Origin of the sequence: Streptomyces sp. NRRL S-646, from assembly GCF_000720765.1 — a bacterium.
Taxonomy (GTDB): domain Bacteria; phylum Actinomycetota; class Actinomycetes; order Streptomycetales; family Streptomycetaceae; genus Streptomyces.
In genome coordinates, this window is record NZ_JODC01000009.1 from 114,405 (window position 1) to 130,492 (window position 16,088).

The 16,088-nt window shown below is 70.3% G+C and carries 12 protein-coding genes and 1 pseudogene; 4 read left to right on the plus strand and 9 right to left on the minus strand.

Annotation, left to right across the window (positions count from 1 at the left end; all coding sequences use genetic code 11):
* Positions 1 to 4: 4 nt before the first annotated feature.
* Positions 5 to 418 carry a hypothetical protein gene (locus tag IH68_RS0123880; RefSeq protein WP_030938560.1) on the minus strand — a complete coding sequence of 138 codons (414 nt, stop codon included), beginning with the start codon at positions 416 to 418 and terminating at the stop codon, positions 5 to 7.
* Positions 419 to 789: 371 nt separating this feature from the next.
* Here IH68_RS0123880 and IH68_RS0123885 point away from each other — a divergent pair, with 371 nt between their 5' ends.
* Positions 790 to 1,413 (plus strand): TetR/AcrR family transcriptional regulator, encoded by a 624-nt coding sequence (locus tag IH68_RS0123885; protein ID WP_030938562.1) that lies wholly within the window; start codon positions 790 to 792, stop codon positions 1,411 to 1,413.
* A gap of 208 nt (positions 1,414 to 1,621) precedes the next feature.
* Here IH68_RS0123885 and IH68_RS0123890 read toward each other — a convergent pair whose 3' ends face one another.
* Both IH68_RS0123890 and IH68_RS0123895 read right to left on the minus strand, forming a co-directional pair.
* Positions 1,622 to 2,821 carry an MFS transporter gene (locus IH68_RS0123890; protein WP_030938564.1) on the minus strand — a complete coding sequence of 400 codons (1,200 nt, stop codon included), beginning with the start codon at positions 2,819 to 2,821 and terminating at the stop codon, positions 1,622 to 1,624.
* A 171-nt stretch (positions 2,822 to 2,992) separates the two neighbouring features.
* Positions 2,993 to 6,202, minus strand: coding sequence for a bifunctional cytochrome P450/NADPH--P450 reductase (locus IH68_RS0123895; RefSeq protein ID WP_030938566.1), 3,210 nt, complete (start codon positions 6,200 to 6,202; stop codon positions 2,993 to 2,995).
* Between the two features lie 316 nt (positions 6,203 to 6,518).
* On the opposite strand from IH68_RS0123895, the gene IH68_RS0123900 reads away from it, so the two are divergent.
* The 3 genes from IH68_RS0123900 to IH68_RS0123910 are packed head-to-tail and all read left to right on the plus strand — an operon-like array spanning position 6,519 to position 8,435.
* A complete protein-coding gene (locus tag IH68_RS0123900) occupies positions 6,519 to 7,196 on the plus strand; it encodes a HemK2/MTQ2 family protein methyltransferase (protein WP_030938569.1) in 678 nt (225 codons plus the stop codon).
* Entirely contained in the window at positions 7,180 to 7,401 is a 222-nt protein-coding gene (locus tag IH68_RS0123905) for a CDGSH iron-sulfur domain-containing protein (RefSeq protein WP_030938570.1), read from the plus strand. The genes IH68_RS0123900 and IH68_RS0123905 overlap by 17 nt, the downstream gene beginning before the upstream one ends.
* Entirely contained in the window at positions 7,398 to 8,435 is a 1,038-nt protein-coding gene (locus tag IH68_RS0123910; RefSeq protein WP_030938573.1) for an iron-containing redox enzyme family protein, read from the plus strand. The genes IH68_RS0123905 and IH68_RS0123910 overlap by 4 nt, the downstream gene beginning before the upstream one ends.
* Positions 8,436 to 9,007: 572 nt before the next feature.
* Here the strand turns inward: IH68_RS0123910 and IH68_RS53415 are convergent.
* The 6 genes and pseudogenes from IH68_RS53415 to IH68_RS0123935 form a co-directional block, all read right to left on the minus strand.
* Positions 9,008 to 9,334: pseudogene (locus tag IH68_RS53415) on the minus strand (DNA-formamidopyrimidine glycosylase family protein); the annotation flags it as partial.
* Positions 9,335 to 9,372: 38 nt separating this feature from the next.
* Complete coding sequence (locus IH68_RS0123915) at positions 9,373 to 11,385, minus strand: beta-galactosidase (protein ID WP_030938575.1); 2,013 nt, start codon at positions 11,383 to 11,385, stop codon at positions 9,373 to 9,375.
* The gene (locus IH68_RS0123920; protein WP_030938578.1) at positions 11,382 to 12,698 is read right to left on the minus strand and encodes a glycoside hydrolase family 36 protein; all 1,317 of its coding nucleotides are present in this window, start codon (positions 12,696 to 12,698) and stop codon (positions 11,382 to 11,384) included. Before IH68_RS0123920 ends, IH68_RS0123915 begins: the two co-directional genes overlap by 4 nt.
* A 26-nt stretch (positions 12,699 to 12,724) precedes the next feature.
* The gene (locus IH68_RS0123925; protein ID WP_030938581.1) at positions 12,725 to 13,609 is read right to left on the minus strand and encodes a carbohydrate ABC transporter permease; all 885 of its coding nucleotides are present in this window, start codon (positions 13,607 to 13,609) and stop codon (positions 12,725 to 12,727) included.
* Positions 13,606 to 14,586, minus strand: coding sequence for a carbohydrate ABC transporter permease (locus IH68_RS0123930; RefSeq protein ID WP_030938583.1), 981 nt, complete (start codon positions 14,584 to 14,586; stop codon positions 13,606 to 13,608). The genes IH68_RS0123925 and IH68_RS0123930 overlap by 4 nt, the downstream gene beginning before the upstream one ends.
* Positions 14,586 to 15,896: an ABC transporter substrate-binding protein gene (locus tag IH68_RS0123935; RefSeq protein WP_030938586.1), complete on the minus strand. Its 1,311-nt coding sequence runs from the start codon at positions 15,894 to 15,896 to the stop codon at positions 14,586 to 14,588. Before IH68_RS0123935 ends, IH68_RS0123930 begins: the two co-directional genes overlap by 1 nt.
* Between the last annotated feature and the right edge of the window lie 192 nt (positions 15,897 to 16,088).

Consider the following 16,088-nt stretch of genomic DNA (forward strand, 5'->3'; position numbering starts at 1 on the left):
GCGGTCAGTGCCTGTTGACGACGATCTGGTGGTACTGGTCCGGGGTGGAGTACCAGTCGCCGTACCAGTCGTCGTTCCGGCTCCATCCCTCGCAGCTGCCGGCGCGGTAGGCCGTCAGCGAGACCTGGTCGCTGTTGGAGAACCACACGTCCGTGTAGTGGCTGGTTTCGCCGCGATGGCCGCCCGTGAGGCAGCGGTTCCACCTGTGGCCGTTGGGCTCGGTGACACTGATACGCCAGCTGTTCGCGTCGACGCTCTGGTTGACGATCGCGACGCAGGCTGTGAAGACGGGGGAGTTGCAGTGGGGGTTGGGGACGGGGACGGCGCCGGCCTCACCGGCGGCCAGGGTCAGCGACCCTCCCGCAAGGGCGACCACGGCCAGGGCGCCGGCGATTCTTCTACGGAGTGAACGGGACACGGCCCCGCTCCCTTCTGTCCGGTCGGGTTCAGGCACAACCGAATCTCGGGGGCGGGCGGTTGATCAGACAGTCGGATCCAGGAAGAAATCAATTCCTCAGTGAGTGATCAATCCGAGCTGTTCAACCAGTGAAGATCCTCTTGATCGTGTGTTCCTGCTGGTCGGGGGCGGTTGTCCGGCGTGGCGTACGCGTCTTCGCAGACCGCTTGGACGGACACGATCAGTGGCCCGGCTTGAGGAGCTTGTTGCAGCGGCGGTGGGACGGGCAGGCCAGGGGGCCTCGTGTCCGCCGCTGCAGCGCGCCCCTTCACTCGCCCCCATCGACTTGATCGAACGACTTGACCAATGGACTAAGTCGATACAATGGGAGCATGGCTCACGTCTCCGCGGCCGAACGCCGCCCCCAGCTGATCAAAGCGGCCATCGACCTCATGGCCAGGGAGGGCGTCGCAGCCGGAAGCACGCGCGCCATCGCTGCCGAGCTGGGCGTCGCACAGGCCACCGTGCACTACACGTTCGGCACGAAAGAGGGGCTCTACCGCGCCGTCATGGAGCAGCTCACCGAGGACCTGGTCGCGCAGGTCGAGCGGGCGGCACCCGAGGACGCCGGTTTCGAGGCGACGGTCACGGCTCTCGCCGCCGCCCTGTGGCGCACCGTGGGTGAGCAGCCCACCAGCTACCTACTGCTCAACGAGCTGTCCATGTTCGCTCTGCGCACCCCCTCCCTGAGCGAGGCCCTGCGCAGCCACTACGGCGGGATCGTGGACGTGACGACGAAGCTGGTGAACGAGGCGGCCGAACGCACCGGCCACCAGCTGGGCCAGCCGGCCGAGACGCTCGCGCGGTTCTTCCTCGCGGGTTTCGACGGACTGACCATGCAGCACCTGTCGCTGCCCGACGAGGCTGGTGAACACACCGCGCTCCAAGCGCTGGTCTCCGCCGTCGTGGCCCTGGCGGGCGGCCGGCTGGACCTCGTGACCGTACCTACGGACTGACCAGCACCGACGGGCCACCACGCGCATGGGCCGGGGTGGCCGGCGCCCACCTGCCGACGCGGACGGCCGCTGTCCGCGTCTGTCCGGACGTACTTCTGAACCCCGGTCGTCGAGGTGCTGTCGCATGCGGTGGCCTCGACGGCGAAGGGCCGAGTCCCGGCTGACGGTCATGCCGCCGACCCGGACTCGGCCCCAGCGCCGGATGCTCTCAACCCGCCTCGGCAGCAGGCGCCGGAGCCGGGTGACGCTCGGCGGGGGCGCCCGCACCTGCCACCGTCATCCTGAGCAGGGGCAGAGAGGCGACGAAGGTGCCGAGAGCCAGAAGGACGCTGAGTACGCCGGCTCCCGCCGCGTCCAGGACGGCGCCGACGGCCAGGGGTCCGATGCCGGTGCCCAGCGCGCCCGCGCCGCTGAGGGACGCGACCAGGCGCCCTGTCGGGTCGATGAGCGCGGCGGCGGCCAGCATCTGCACCAGGACGGCCAGTTGGCACCCCTGCCAGATCACGGCTGCGGCGATGAAGAGCACGGTGTCGTGGGTGGAGATCAGGACGGCCATCGCCAGGGCCTGTGCGGTGACGAACGCCGCCATCGACCGCATGCGCCCGAAGCGGCGTGCGGCTGCGGGGCCGACGACCGCGCCGACGAGTGCCACCACGCTCGAGACCGCGAGGACCGCCGACACGAGCGAGTCCGACATGGCGGTGTGCTGACGTCCCAGCACCGCGGCATACGACCAGGCCCCCTGGGTGACTGCCCACAGGAGCGCCGTTCCCGCCAGCAGGATCACCGAAGGGCGGGCCGCGACGCCGTTGCCGTCCGCGCCGTGGCAGGTGCCACCGGAGGCCGGGGGGCCGTCCGGAAGCCTGCGCACGAGGGGCCAGGCGGCCATGCAGCACAGCGCCATGAGGACGAACCCGGTGCCCTCCCCCAGGTCGTGGTTGGCTGCGGGAACCGCCATGATCAGCAGCGCCGTCACCGCGACCGTCCCCGAGATGGTGACCGCGGACGCCTTGTCCGCGTCGTCGGTGGCGGCGAGCGCCGCTGTGGCCGCGGCGTAGACCGCACCGAGTCCTGCTCCCAGGACCAGGTTCGCCAGGATCAGGGTCACCGCGTCGGGCGCTGCCGTCGCGGCCAGGAAGCCGACTCCCGCGCAGGCGAGGCCGAGGCGGGTCAGCCCCACGCGGCCCGGCCGCGCGGCCCGTCGGGCCAGCAGCAGGGTCACGACGGCGGTCGCCAGCAGCTGGGTCGCGGCGACGAGTCCGGCACCGGAGTTGGACATGGCGAAGCGCGAGGCGAAGTCGTCGACGAAGACGGGCATCACATTTGCGCCGCCGTTGCCGAGCGTCACTCCGGCGATGAGCGCCACCGCGACACCGGAGGTGAGAACGGTGCCGCCGCGCGCCTTCACCGGCCGCTCATTTGCAACGAGAACGAGTGCGGGAAGAGGACGGGTCCTGGGCGGACCGCCGAGCGTTCGACAGGCATGGCAACCTCACGTGGGGGAGAGCAGGTGGCGTTCGGAACGGGGAGGGCACGGGCGCTGCGGACGCCCGTGCCCCGCGGCGGGGATGCGGTGTGTTCAGCCGGCCCAGACGTCCTCGACGTAGGTGCCGGACTCGATCAGGGCGGCGAGCCAGGCGGTGGCCTCTTCGTCGTCCGCGCCCGTGTACTTCCGGTAGACGGCCATGAACGCCTCGCGCACGGCGGGAGCCATGCGGCGGCCGTCGCCGCAGATGTAGACGCGTCCGCCGGCCTCCAGCGCGGCCCAGACCTCGTCGCTCTCCTTCGCGATGCGGTCCTGCACATAGCGGGCGCCGTTCTCGGGCGCGCAGGCGAAGGTGGGGCGCATGCTGACGGCTCCGGCCGCCTCGGCCAGCTCGAATTCCTCGCGGTGGAGGTAGTCGACGGCGGGGTGGTCGCAGCCGAAGTAGCACAGCAGCGTCCCGGTCGCTCCCGTGTGCTTGCGGTCGAGGACGGCTCCGCGGAAGGGGGCCAGACCGGTGCCGGCGCTGATCAGGATGACGGGGACGGACGGGTCCTGCGGCAGGCGGAACGACTCGCTGCACGGAAGCACCCTGGCCTGGACGGTGTCCCCGGCCCGAACGGTCTGGATGTAGTGCGAGGCGATGCCCTGGAACGTTCCTTCGCCACCGCGGTGGGGTGCCGCCAGCAGCGAGATCATCAGGTCCACCTCGCCCGGGGCAGCCTGCGCGGAGGAGGAGATCGAGTAGTGACGCGGGCGCAGCACGGGGAGCAGTTCGAGGAAGCGCTCGAACGGCAACTCGCAGGCGTGGTAGCGCTCCAGCAGGTCCAGGACGCTCCGCCCGGCGGCCGTCACCTGCTCACGGAAGGCTTCGGGTTCCGCCGCCGCCAGCTCTGCCAGGGGGCGCTTCTCCGGTGGGCAGGCCGTGTGCTCGGCGAGCACCGCGACCTGCTCCTGGGTCGCCGCGTCCTGTAGTTCGACGAAGTCGGTCAGCAGCCGGCGCAGGGTCAGGGGGCGGTCGACGGGCAGGATGTTGCGGCTGCGGCGGCGGGCGCGCAGCTGGACGGTGCGGTCCAGGTCGAGGCCGAACCGGTCGGCGACCCGCTGGACCAGGGCGTCGGGATTGCGCGGGAGTACGGCCAGGTGGTCGCCGGTTCGGTAGGTGACGCCCTCGGGCAGCCGCAGCCGCACGAAGCGCTTGGAACGGCCGAGCCCATGGTCCATGTCGACGAGTTCGTAGGCGTCGAGCACCTCCATCGGCTGGACGCCGTGGCGTGCCGCGAGCCCGCCGATGACCGAGTCGGTCGTGTCCTGCAGCTCGTACAGCCCCGCGTCCTGGTCGGTCTCCGTCTCCACCGCAGCCGCCTCGCCTTCGGCTCCGTACCGGTCGAGCAGGGCGGCCCACAGGTCACCCGTCCACCGGTCGACGGTGCCGCCGAAGTCCCCGGAGGCGTCGGCGGCACCGCGCTCCAGCAGGCGTACGGCGCCCGCGGCGGTGAGCCGTTCGTCGATGAGGGTGGGGACGCGCTGGTAGGTGGCGGCCCAGTTGCGGTCTCCGACGCCGAGTACGGCGTACTGGACTCCGTCGAGCGAGCCCGGCTCAAGTCCCTCCAGCCAGGCGACGAACTCCGTGGCGTCGTCGGTCGGCCTGCCGTTGTAGGAGGCGGCCACGATCACCACGGGCCCGGCGTCGGGCGCCAGTTTGCCCACCGCTTCGTTGAGGGGCGTGACGGTCGCGGTGAATCCGCGTTCGCCGCCGTCCTCGGCCAGATCGCGGGCGATGCCCGCGCAGGTCCCCAGGTTGGAGCCGTGCAGGAGGGTCAGTGCGGTGCCGGTGACGCGCCGGGCCGCGGGCCGCTCCAGGGTCGCGGGTGCGCCGGTCACGGCGGCGGGCCGGCGCCGCTCCGCGGCGGCCCGCCGGGCCAGGTCGAGGGTGAACTCGTCGGGCTTGAGAGTGAGGGACTGCTTGATCTTCAGCTGGTAGTCGGTGTGGTCGATCAGGCGGTAGCGGTGCACCAGGAGCGCGAGGACCAGGGTCGCCTCGTGCAGCGCGAACTGGCGGCCGATGCAGGCGCGTTCACCGTTGCCGAACGGCTTGAACAGATGGACGGGGCGTGCTTCCTCCCGCTCGGGCAGGAACCGGTCGGGGTCGAACAGCTCCACGTTCTCGCCCCAGGCCGGGTCCCGGTGGAGCTGCGGAATGAGCACCAGCAGCGACTCGCCCTTGCGCACGGCGTACTTCCCGCCGATGACGGTGTCCTCAAGCGGCTCCACCGCATAAACAGGCGCCGTGGGCCACAACCGCAGGCCCTCGTTGAGCACCTGACGGATGTACGTCAGTTTCCCGATGTCCGCGTAGTCCGGTTCGGGCGCGTCCGTGTCGCCCCACAGCGCGTCGACCTCCCCCTGGGCACGGGCCAGGACCTCGGGGTGCTTGGTCAGGTAGTAGAGCGCGAAGGACAGCGCCCCGCTGGTGGTCTCGTGCCCGGCGATGAGGAACGTGATCGCCTGGTGACGGATGTTCACGTCGTCGAGCGGTTCGCCCGTGACGGCGTCGCGGGTGTTCAGCATCCGCCCGAGCAGGTCGTCGGTGCTCTGGTCGCCGGAAGCCCTGCGCTGCCGGATCACGTCGTCGACCAGGTCCTGCATCAGGGTCACGTCCCCGCGGAACTGTTCGGCCTGCCGCCACTTGAAGAGGTCCGTACCGGGGATCGACTCCCCTTTGGCCTGCGCGAAGCCGAGCGCCCGTGACAGCGAGGTGACGAAGGGGTGGGCCTCTTCGCGGGCGAACGACTCGAAGTCGTAGCCGAAGCCGCACAGGCCGATGGTGTCGAAGGTGAGCCGGGTCATGTCGGCGGCGACGTCCACGGGCTCCGTGCCTGCCGCCCGGTCCCACTTCCCTGTCAGCTCCCGGGCGACCTTGAGCATCGTCGCGTGGTAGCCGCGCATCGCACCGAGCGAGAACGCCGGCATGAGGATGTCGTGCGCCTTGCGCCAGTTCGGCTCGTCGTTGAAGGCCGTGAACAGCCCGTCTCCGCCGATCGCCCGGAGGACGACGAGGTCGGGGTGGACGTTCTTGCGGAAGCGGGTCTCGTCGGCGAGTTCGGTGACGAGGTCCAGGCCGGAGACGAGGTTGATGTCGTTGCCGAAGATCCGGAGCCGGAAGAGCGGCCCCAGCTCCTTGGCCTCCTTCATCACATGGAGCAGGCCGTCGGCACCGCTGGGGACGCTGAACGCGTGGCCGACCAGCGGGAGGGCCGGACGCTGGGGGATCGGCTCGGTTCCACGCAGGGGCGTCTTGGTCATGGGTCTGCCTTTCGTGCCGCACCGGCTGTCGCTTGTGATCAACATACACACGACATTGTCACTCGACAATGTCGAGCGATTGTGTTGCATGACACGGTCGATCGACAGAACCGTCGGGCCGTTCAGTGCATCGGGAGGGAGGTCGCGGGCGTCGTTCACACGCTCAGGTGTGTGACCTGGCGGTGAGGCCTTATGGCGTTCGGGCCTCTCGGCGCCGGTCGTTACGTCTGTCGGCAGGGGGTACCCGTGGGACGCTGCCGGTTCGCCCCGGTGGCGCTCGTCCTCGGCGGAAGGCACCAGGCTGATGGAGACACCCATGACCACCAGCCGCTCGATCGTCGCCGCCCCGCCCCGTTGCTGGGTCCCGCGGGGCGTCTATCCCCCGCAGACCGACACCCGGCTGCTGCGGCGGGCGATGTGCCGCGAGGCGATCACGGAACGTACGGACGTGCTGGACCTGGGCACCGGTAGCGGAGTGCTCGCGGTGGAGGCGGCGCGGCTCGGCGGCCGGGTCACCGCCGTCGACATCTCCTGGCGGGCGGTTGCGGCCACCTGGTTCAACGCCCTGCTGAACGGCCAGACCCTGCGCGTGCGCCACGGCGACCTCGCCTCGGCCGTGCGCGGCCGCCGCTTCGACCTCGTGGTCGCCAACCCGCCCTATGTGCCCGCCCAGGACGAGACGCCGCCCGTGGGTGCCGCCCGGGCCTGGGACGCCGGTCCGGACGGCCGGCTGCTGATCGACCGCATCTGCGACACCGCGTCGACGTTCCTGCGGCCGACGGGCGCACTGCTGATCGTGCACTCGCATCTGTGCGGCATCGACGCCACAGTGGTGCGCCTCGCGAACGCCGGTCTGCGGGCCGAGGTCGTCGACCGGACCCGGCTCCCGTTCGGCAGCGTGCTGCGTTCACGGCTCGGCTGGCTGCGCGACCGGGGGCTGACGGCCGGCGGTACGACGGAGGAGCTGGTGGTGATCCGTGCCGAACACACCTGACCGGCCCCGCCGGGTTCGCGTCCAGCGCGACGGGCCCCTCCTCATCGAGGGACCGGTCGAAGTGGTGGACGAGAACGGCGAGGTGACGGTCTCCCGGCGCTTCACCGTGGCCGTCTGCACCTGCCGCCGCAGCCGTACGTACCCCTGGTGCGACACCAGCCATCGCCGCCGCGGCGGGCGGCCCTGCGAAGGCGGCCCCGAATGACCACGACCCGCCCCCGCGACCAGTCTCGCCACCGGCCGCCGCCACTGCCCGAACCGCGGGGGCCGCTCTCAGGCGCCGTGCTGGCCCTGCTGCGGGGACCGGCCCCCGACCGCATTCCGCCCCCGGCGCGCTGCTCGCCGTACGGCGAGGATCTGCAGCTCGCCCTCTACGTCCTCTACGAGCTGCACTACGAGGGCTTCCAGGGCGTGCCCGACGGGCTCGAGTGGGACAGCGGTCTGCTGGCCTGCCGCGCCGAGATCGAGGACCGCTTTCTCGGGGCACTGCGCGCGGACGTGCCGGTGGACGCCTCCGACACGGCCCGGCAGGCACTGGACGAACTGCAGGTCGAACCGGTGGACGCCGTCGGCAGCGTCTCGCACTTCCTGCGCGACGAAGGCGATCTCGGCCACCTGCGGGAGTATGCGGCCCTGCGCTCGCTCTACCACCTCAAGGAAGCGGATCCGCACGCCTGGGTCATCCCCCGGCTGCACGGCCGGGCCAAGGCGGCGATGGTCGCCGTCGAGTTCGACGAGTTCGGCGCGGGCCGCGCGGACGAGATCCACGCGCAGCTGTACGCCGACCTCATGGCGGATCTGGGGCTGGAGACGGCATACGGGCACTACGTCGACACCGCCCCCGCCGAGGCGCTCGCCACCGTCAATCTGATGTCCCTGTTCGGTCTGCACCGGGCGCTGCGCGGCGCGCTCGTCGGGCACTTCGCCGCCGTCGAGGTGACCTCGTCCCCGGCCTCCCGCCGCCTCGCCGAAGCAATGGGCCGGGCCGGGGCCGGAGCGGCGGCCGTGCGGTTCTACACCGAGCACGTGGAGGCCGACGCCGTGCACGAACAGGTCGTACGGCATGACGTCGTGGGCGGCCTCCTGGAGAGCGAACCGGGCCTGGAGGCCGACGTCGTCTTCGGGATCCGCACGACCACCCACCTGGAGGACGCCCTGGCGGCCAGGCTGCTGGCGGACTGGCGGCGGAGACGGCCGGCACGACCGGACCGGGCCGAGTCTGCGGGTTCTGCTGGGTGAGGTGGAGGCCCGGCTGACGTTCCTGGGTGCCCCGCGCCGGAGCCGAACTGCCCGGCATCTTCTGCCCCTGGGCCTGGACCGACATGGACGGGCAGGACGAGGCGGCGCGCACCCCGGAAGGGGTGGCCGTGGCCACCCGCCCCTGCAGGTGGCCGTCTCGTCGTCGATGCCCTGACGCAAAGAGCCTGATGCGAAGAGGTCGCCCCTGGTTTGGCGGCCGGGCGATCCGCCCCTGCTCCGGAGGCGTGGCAGCGCCCGCGCCGCTCGACGCGTGGGTAGCGTCGGCACGCGGAGGAGTCGCTGGTTTCCCGCCGGTCGGGGCGGGCACTCGCGAGGCGCTTCTCGCTCGCGGCACGGCTGAGGAGAACAATGACCGAAGCGTCGCAACGCCTCGACGAAGGCGCGGGGGGGGACTGATTGGTGAGGACGGTCTTGATCGTGCCGCGGCGGGCGCAGAGCGCGGCCTCGAACCGCTCACGGTCCATCTCCAGCGCGTCCGGGCCCTGGCCCGCCAGCAGCCGTCCGACGGCGGATTCGTCCTCGGCCAGCCACAGGCCCTGGAGCTTGCGCTGGTCGCGGTAGCGGAGCTGGCGGTCGGCGCCCACGGTGAACACCACGCGGTCGTGGGGCTCGACCGCGTCGTCGGGGCGGGCGCAGACCAGCAGGCCGGTCATGCCGAAGTGGAGCACGAGGGTGGGGCCGCCGGTTCGGGCCAGCAGCCACTTCCCGTGGCGCTCCGCCCCGGTGAAGCGCCGGCCCTCCAGCGCCTCCCGCAGCCACCGCGCGCTCACCCCGTGCAGTACGCCCGCGTCACGGACGTCGACCTGCCGGATCACCCGGCCCTTCGCGCAGGACACGAAGACCCGCCGGAATCCCTCGACGTCCGGCAGCTCGGGCATGACCGCTCACCTCGCTACGGGAGGCTCCGGCGACTTCGCTACCGGGTACCCACCAGTGGCTCCCGCACCACCACGACCTCCCTCGCCGCCACCGTCACCCTCCCGCCGGCCACCGGTTGCCCGGACAGCAGCTCGGTCGCCTCCGGGGAGACGGCGACCTCCGCGTCCTGGTCGGTGTGGTTGATCAGGAAGAGGTAGTCGGCCTCGGTGCCGCGCCGCAGGGCCGCCTCCACGCCCGCGGGAGCGGAGCGCACCGGTTCCACCCCGGCCTCGACGCGGAGGCGCTCCAGGAGGCCGGACAGGGCCTCCGGGTCCGGCTGGGTGGCCACGTACCAGGCCGTGCCCGTGCCGTACGAGTTGCGGGTCACCGCCGGTATCCCGGTCAGCGGTCCGTCCGTGTACGACGTCACCGCCTCCGCGCCCTCCAGCCGTATCCGCTCCGACCAGAGCGTGCCCGTGGTGCCGTCGCTCAGGGCCACCGTCTGCCCGGGCAGCAGCGGGAACACCTCGTCCGTGCGGACGCCGAGGGCCTCCCGGAACGCGCCCGGGTAACCTCCCAGCCGGACATGGCAGTTGGCGTCGACCATCCCGCTGTGGAAGCCGACCGCCAGCGTGCCGCCGCGCTCCGCGAAGCCGGTGAGGTTGGCGGCGCCCGCGTCGTCGATCAGGTACAGCGAAGGGGCCAGGACCAGGCGGTACGCCGACAGGTCCGCGTCCGGGCGGACGAAGTCCACCGCCACGCCCGAGCGCCACAGCGGCTCGTACCAGGCTCGGACCAGGTCCTGGAAGTGCAGCTCGCCGCTGGGCTGCGAGGGGAGTTCCAGGGCCCAACGGGCGTTCCAGTCCCAGACGACGGCGACCTCGGCGGTGCCGGTGGCACCCCGCACCTCCGCCAACGCCCGCAGATCCGCGCCCAGTTGCACCACGTCCCGCCAGATCCGGCTGTCGGTGCCCGCGTGCGGCAGCATCGCCGAGTGCCACTGCTCGGCGCCCGCCTTCGCCGCCCGCCACTGGAAGTACGCGATGCCGTCGGCGCCGCGCGCCACATGGCCGAGGGCGTTGCGGCGCAACTCCCCCGCCGTCTTGGCGCGGTTGACCGGCTGCCAGTTCACCGCGCCCGTGGAGTGCTCCATCAGGAGCCACGGGCCGCCCGCGAGCGAGCGGACCAGATCGCCGCTGAGGGCGATGTCGATCTGCGACTCGGGGTCGGCGGACTGGAGGTAGTGGTCGTTGGAGACGATGTCCAGCTCGGGCGCCCAGCGCCAGTAGTCGAGGGCGTCGAAGTTGTACATCACCATGAAGTTGGTGGTGGCGGGGGTCTCCGGGGCGGCCTCCCGCAGGACGTCGCGCTCCGCCTCGTACAGCGAGAGCAGGGCGTCGCTGCAGAAGCGGCGCCAGTCCAGCTGGTGGGTCGGGTTCGGGACGGCGCCGGTCGCGCGCGGCGGCAGGATCTGGTCCCAGTCGTAGTACCACTGGCTCCAGAAGGTGGTGCCCCAGGCGTGGTTGAGCGCGTCCAGGCTCGCGTACCTGTCCTGCAGCCAGGCGCGGAACGCCTCCGCGCTGGTGTCGCAGTAGCACTCCGCGTTGTGGCAGCCGTACTCGTTGTGGACGTGCCACATCACGACCGCAGGGTGCTCCGCGTACCGCCGGGCCAGCTCGCCGACCATGCGCAGGGCCGCCTCGCGGTAGGCGGGGCTCGAAGGGCAGAACGTCTGGCGGCTGCCGTACGAGAGTCGGCGGCCGTCCTTGTCCACCGGCAGCGCTTCCGGGTGCTTCACGAAGAACCAGGCCGGCGGGGCCGCCGTCGGGGTCGCCAGGTCGGCGGCGATCCCGTGGGCGTGGAGCAGGTCGAGGATGCGGTCGAGGCGCGAGAAGTCGTACGTGCCCTCGGAGGGTTCAAGGAGCGCCCAGGAGAAGATGTTGACGCTGACCATGGTGACCCCGGCCTCGGCCATCAGGCGCATGTCCTCGGCCCAGACCTCCTCGGGCCACTGCTCGGGGTTGTAGTCGCCGCCGTACGCGATGCCCGGCACCTTCAGGGCGCGGGTCATCGCTCGGCTCCCGAGAGCAGCCGGCGGGTGGTGGCCACGCCCCACTCGTCCAGGGACAGCAGGCGGTCGCTGGACGCCATCAGGCCGCCGGTCGCCTCCACGTGTGCCGCCCAGCGTTCCCGTGTCTCCACGGCCGGGCGGGCCATCAGGCAGTCGGGGTCGTTGACCCAGAGGCGGCCGTGCTGCCACTGGCGGCCGGCGCCGGTGAACTCGGCCGGGTCCTGGCCCGGCTGGCTGAAGTCGTCGGCTTCGGGGCGGCGGTGCGGGCCCGTGTCGGGGCTCACCCGCATCGCGTCGAACAGGCCGATCGAGGGCAGGATCGGGGCGCCGCAGCCCAGCAGGTACGCGTCCGGGCCGATCGCCCCGCGGATCAGCTCGATGCCCTCGCGGTACGCGGTGAGGGCGTCGATTGCCTTGTGCCGTACGCCTTCCAGGGCGCCCGCGTACAGGAAGTCGACCTTGAAGTAGTCGTAGCCCTCGGTGCGCAGGGTGCGGAAGACCTCGGTCAGGTATGCCGCCGCCTCGGGGTGCGTGGTGTCCAGGACGCGCAGGTCGTGGCCCCAGTTGCGGCCGGCGTGGGTGAAGCCGCCCGCGGTGCCGCGGACCAGCCAGTCGGGGTGCTCCGTGGCCAGGTCGCTCGCCGGGTCGACCAGGAAGGGGGCCGTCCAGATGCCGGCCCGGCGGCCGCGGGCACGGATGGCGTCCGCGATGCCCTCGCGGGAGCGGAAGCGGCCCGACAGGGTGAGCCAGTCGCCGAGGGCCTTCTGGTAGCCGTCGTCGATCTGGACCACGTCGATCGGCAGGTCGAGGGTGTCCATCGCACGCAGGTTCTCGTGGATGTCGTCCTCGGTGACGTTCGTGAAGTACTCGTACCAGGAGCACCAGACGGTCGGCGCCGGGCGCGGCGGCTCGACGCCGAGGCTGTCGGCCCAACTGCCCAGTGCCGCCTGGACGTCCGTGCCCGTCCACTCCTTCACCGCGCCGTCGGCGGTGACCTCCGCGATGCCGTCCGCCACGGTCAGGCGGATGGACGGCACCTCGGCGGTCGGGTCGACGGCCGCCCACAGACGGGCCGGGGAGCCGTCGCCGGGGTCGAGCGCCAGCAGGCCCTCGCCCTGGAAGGTGCTCTCGGGGACGGTCACGCCGGGGCGGTAGCAGACCGTTGCCCAGTTGTCGTTGGTCGGGCGGTACGGCTTGTCGCCGAGGGCATAGGCGCCGCTGGGGCTCCAGGACTGCCAGCCCTCCTCGTGGACCCGGGCGTTGGCCGGGTCCACGGGAACGGAGGCGACGGCGGTGAAGGGGTGGTGCTGCACGGAGGTCTCTTTCAAAAGGGAGGGCGTCAGCCCTTGTTGGCGCCCAGGGTCAGTCCGCTGACGAACTGGCGCTGCAGTACGAAGTACACGATCAGGGTGGGGATCGCGGTGAGCAGGGCTCCGGCGGCGACCAGGTTGGGGTCGGTGAAGTACTGGCCGGAGAGGTTGTTCAACGCGGACGTGATCGGCATGTTCTCGCCGGTGGAGATCAGCACGATCGCCCAGAAGAAGTCGTTGTAGATCCAGATCGAGAGCAACGTCGCGAGGGCGGCCATGGCGGGCTTGCACAGGGGCAGCACGATCTGCCAGTACATCCGCCACACCGAGGCCCCGTCGACGAGGGCGGCCTCGGTCAGCTCGTGCGGCAGCATCCGCATGTAGTTGCTGAGCACGAAGGCGCAGAACCCGGACTGGAACGCGACGTGGATGAGGACCAGGCCGAGCGCGGAGTCGTACAGCTTGCCGCTCACGGTGATGCCGGGCAGGTCGATGAGCAGGTAGAGGCGGTACAGCGGGGTGATGATGACCTGCTGGGGCAGCAGGTTGCCCGCGGTGAAGACCAGCAGCAGGAAGATGTTCAGCCGGAAGTCGAAGCGGGAGACGTAGAAGGCGACCATCGACGACAGCAGCAGCGTGATCAGCACGGCCGGGACCGCGATGATCAGCGTGTTGCCGAAGTAGTGCAGCATGTCCGACTGCTGGAAGGCGTTGGTGAAGTTCTCCAGGCTCAGCTTGTGCGGCCAGGAGACGTAGCCCCGGTTGCTGGTCTCCGAGTACGGGCGCAGGGCCGCGAAGACCGCCCACAAAAGCGGGGCCAGCCAGGCCAGCGCGGTGACGATGAGGAACGTGTGCAGCAGGATCCGGGCCGGGCGGACGGGGGTGCGCTGCTTCTCGATGACAGCCGTGCTCATGCGCGCCGCTCCTTCCTGAAGGTCGCGATCAGGTACGGGATGATGACCGCGAGGGAGATGACCAGCAGCACCACCGCGATCGCGGAGCCGTAACCGATCCGGCTGGACTCGCCGATGATGTTGTTGGTGATCAGGATCGACAGCAGTTCGGTGCCCTGGGCGCCCTTGTTGAACACGAACACCAGGTCGAAGGCGCGCAGCGCCTCGATGATCGTGACGACCAGGACGACCGTGTTGGTGGGGCGCAGGGTGGGGAAGATGACGTTCTTGAACGTCTGCCACTCGTTCGCGCCGTCCAGCGAGGAGGCCTCGCGCAGGGAGGGGTCGACGCCCTTGAGGCCGGCCAGGTAGAGGATCATCATGTAGCCGGTGTGCCGCCAGGAGGCGGCCACCAGCACCGCCCACAGGTTCAGGTGCGGGTCGCCGATCCAGTCGATGTAGTGGCCGGGCTTGTTGGCCCCGATCAGGCTGTTGATCAGCCCGGTGTCGGGGTTGTAGACCAGCTGCCACACGAACCCGGTCACCGCCAGGGAGACCACCACCGGCAGGAAGAACGCGGTCTGGTAGACGCGGCTGAAGCGGATCTTCTTGTCCAGCTGCACGGCCAGGAACAGGCCCAGCGGGGTGGGGATGGCGATGAGCACCACGAACCAGATGATGTTGTGCTCGACGGCCGGCCAGAACTGCGGGTTGTCGGTGAACAGCTGACGGAAGTTGTCCAGGCCGACCCACTTGATCGAGTCGAAGCCGATGCCGTCCCAGGTGGTGAAGGCCAGCGCGATGGAGGCCAGCGCGGTCAGCCACACCAGGGCCACGTGCAAGACCGTCGGCACGCCCGCCATGAAGGCGAGCGTGATGCGGTCACGGCGGGTCAGCAGGCGCTTGTGGCCCTGCGGGACCCGCTTCTTCTCAGGCGCATGGCCCGGAGGCGACACGGCGGCCGCCTCCGGGCTCTTCGAGGTGATGTCGGTCGTCATCAGGAAGCGAAGATCGTCTTCTTCTGGCGCTCGATCGAGGACAGCAGGCTGTCCACGCCCTTGGGGTTCTGCAGGAACTTCTGCAGACCGGGCTGCATCACCGTCGAGGTGAAGTCCGGCCGCGAGTCACGGTCCATGAACTGCGTCAGCGACTTGGCGTTGCTGATCATGTCGTACGCCTTCTTCTGCAGCGGGGTGTACGACGAGGTGTCGGCCTTGCTGGAGGCGGCCACCACGCTGGAGTCGGCCTTGAGGTAGATCTGCTCGGCCTCCGGCGTGCCCAGGTACTCCATCAGCTTGGTGACACCGTCGTGGTTCTTCGGGGCCTTGGAGACCATGAAGCCGTCGGTGGGGGCCTCCACGGTGTCCTGCCCGAACTGGGAGTTGATCTCCGGGAAGGCGAAGAAGTCGAGGTCGTCCAGGTCGGCCTTGTTGGTGAACTGCTGGGCCACGAAGGAACCGAGGACGTACATGCCCGCCTTCTTGGAGACCAGCGTCTGCGCGGCGTCCTGCCAGGTGCGGCCCATGAAGCCGTCCTGGTGGTAGGGCAGCAGCTCGGACCAGTGGTCGAAGACCGCCTTGACCTTCGGGTCCGTCCACGCCTCCTTGCCCGCCATCAGCGACTTGTGGAAGTCGTAGCCGTTGAGCCGGAAGTTGATCTGGTCGAAGGTGCCCATCGCCGGCCAGGCGTCCTTGTCACCGAACGCGATCGGGACCAGGCCGTCCTTCTTCATCTGCTTGCACAGCGTCACCAGCTGGTCCCAGGTGGTGGGAACCTGGTAGCCGTGCTGCTTGAAGACGCTCTTGCGGTAGAAGACGCCCCACGGGTACGTGTACAGCGGCACGAAGTAGTACTTGCCGTCCTCGCCCTTGGACAGCTGCTTCATCGCGTCGGGGAAGTTGCCCCCGATCTTCTCCCACACGTCGTCGATGGGGGTCGCGAGCTTCTTCGCCGCGAAGAACTGCATGCGGTAGCCCGCGAACCAGGTGAACACGTCGTCCGGCGTGGCCTGGAGGTAGGAGTTGATCTGCTCCTGGAAGGTGTTGTGGTCCTTCGTGTTCACGTCGACCTTGATGCCGGACTTCTTCGTGAAGGCGGCGTAGATCTCGGCGAAGGCCTTCTTGGGCACCGCGTCCGAGGAGTTGGAGCCGAGACTGACGGTCTTGGGGTCCGAGGAGGACCCACTGCTGCCACACGCGCTCAGCAGGGGTATGCCCGCACCCGCGAGCAGGGCTGCGCCACCCACACCACGCAACAGACCACGACGGCTGGGGGCGGGCAGAGAGAGACCCGACGGGGAGAGGTCCATGTACGGCTCCTGAAGGCAGGGGTTCGGTCCAACTACGCCATGACGAAACAAGTCGAAAACGACCAGAAATCAACTCGACCGAACATCGTGGCGCTTATATCAGCCCTTTGTCCGGTCATGCGTCAAGAGCCGCCGGGCACCTTTGTGGAAACGTGACCGACATGTTCGTGATCGAAACCGTCCGAATCATCG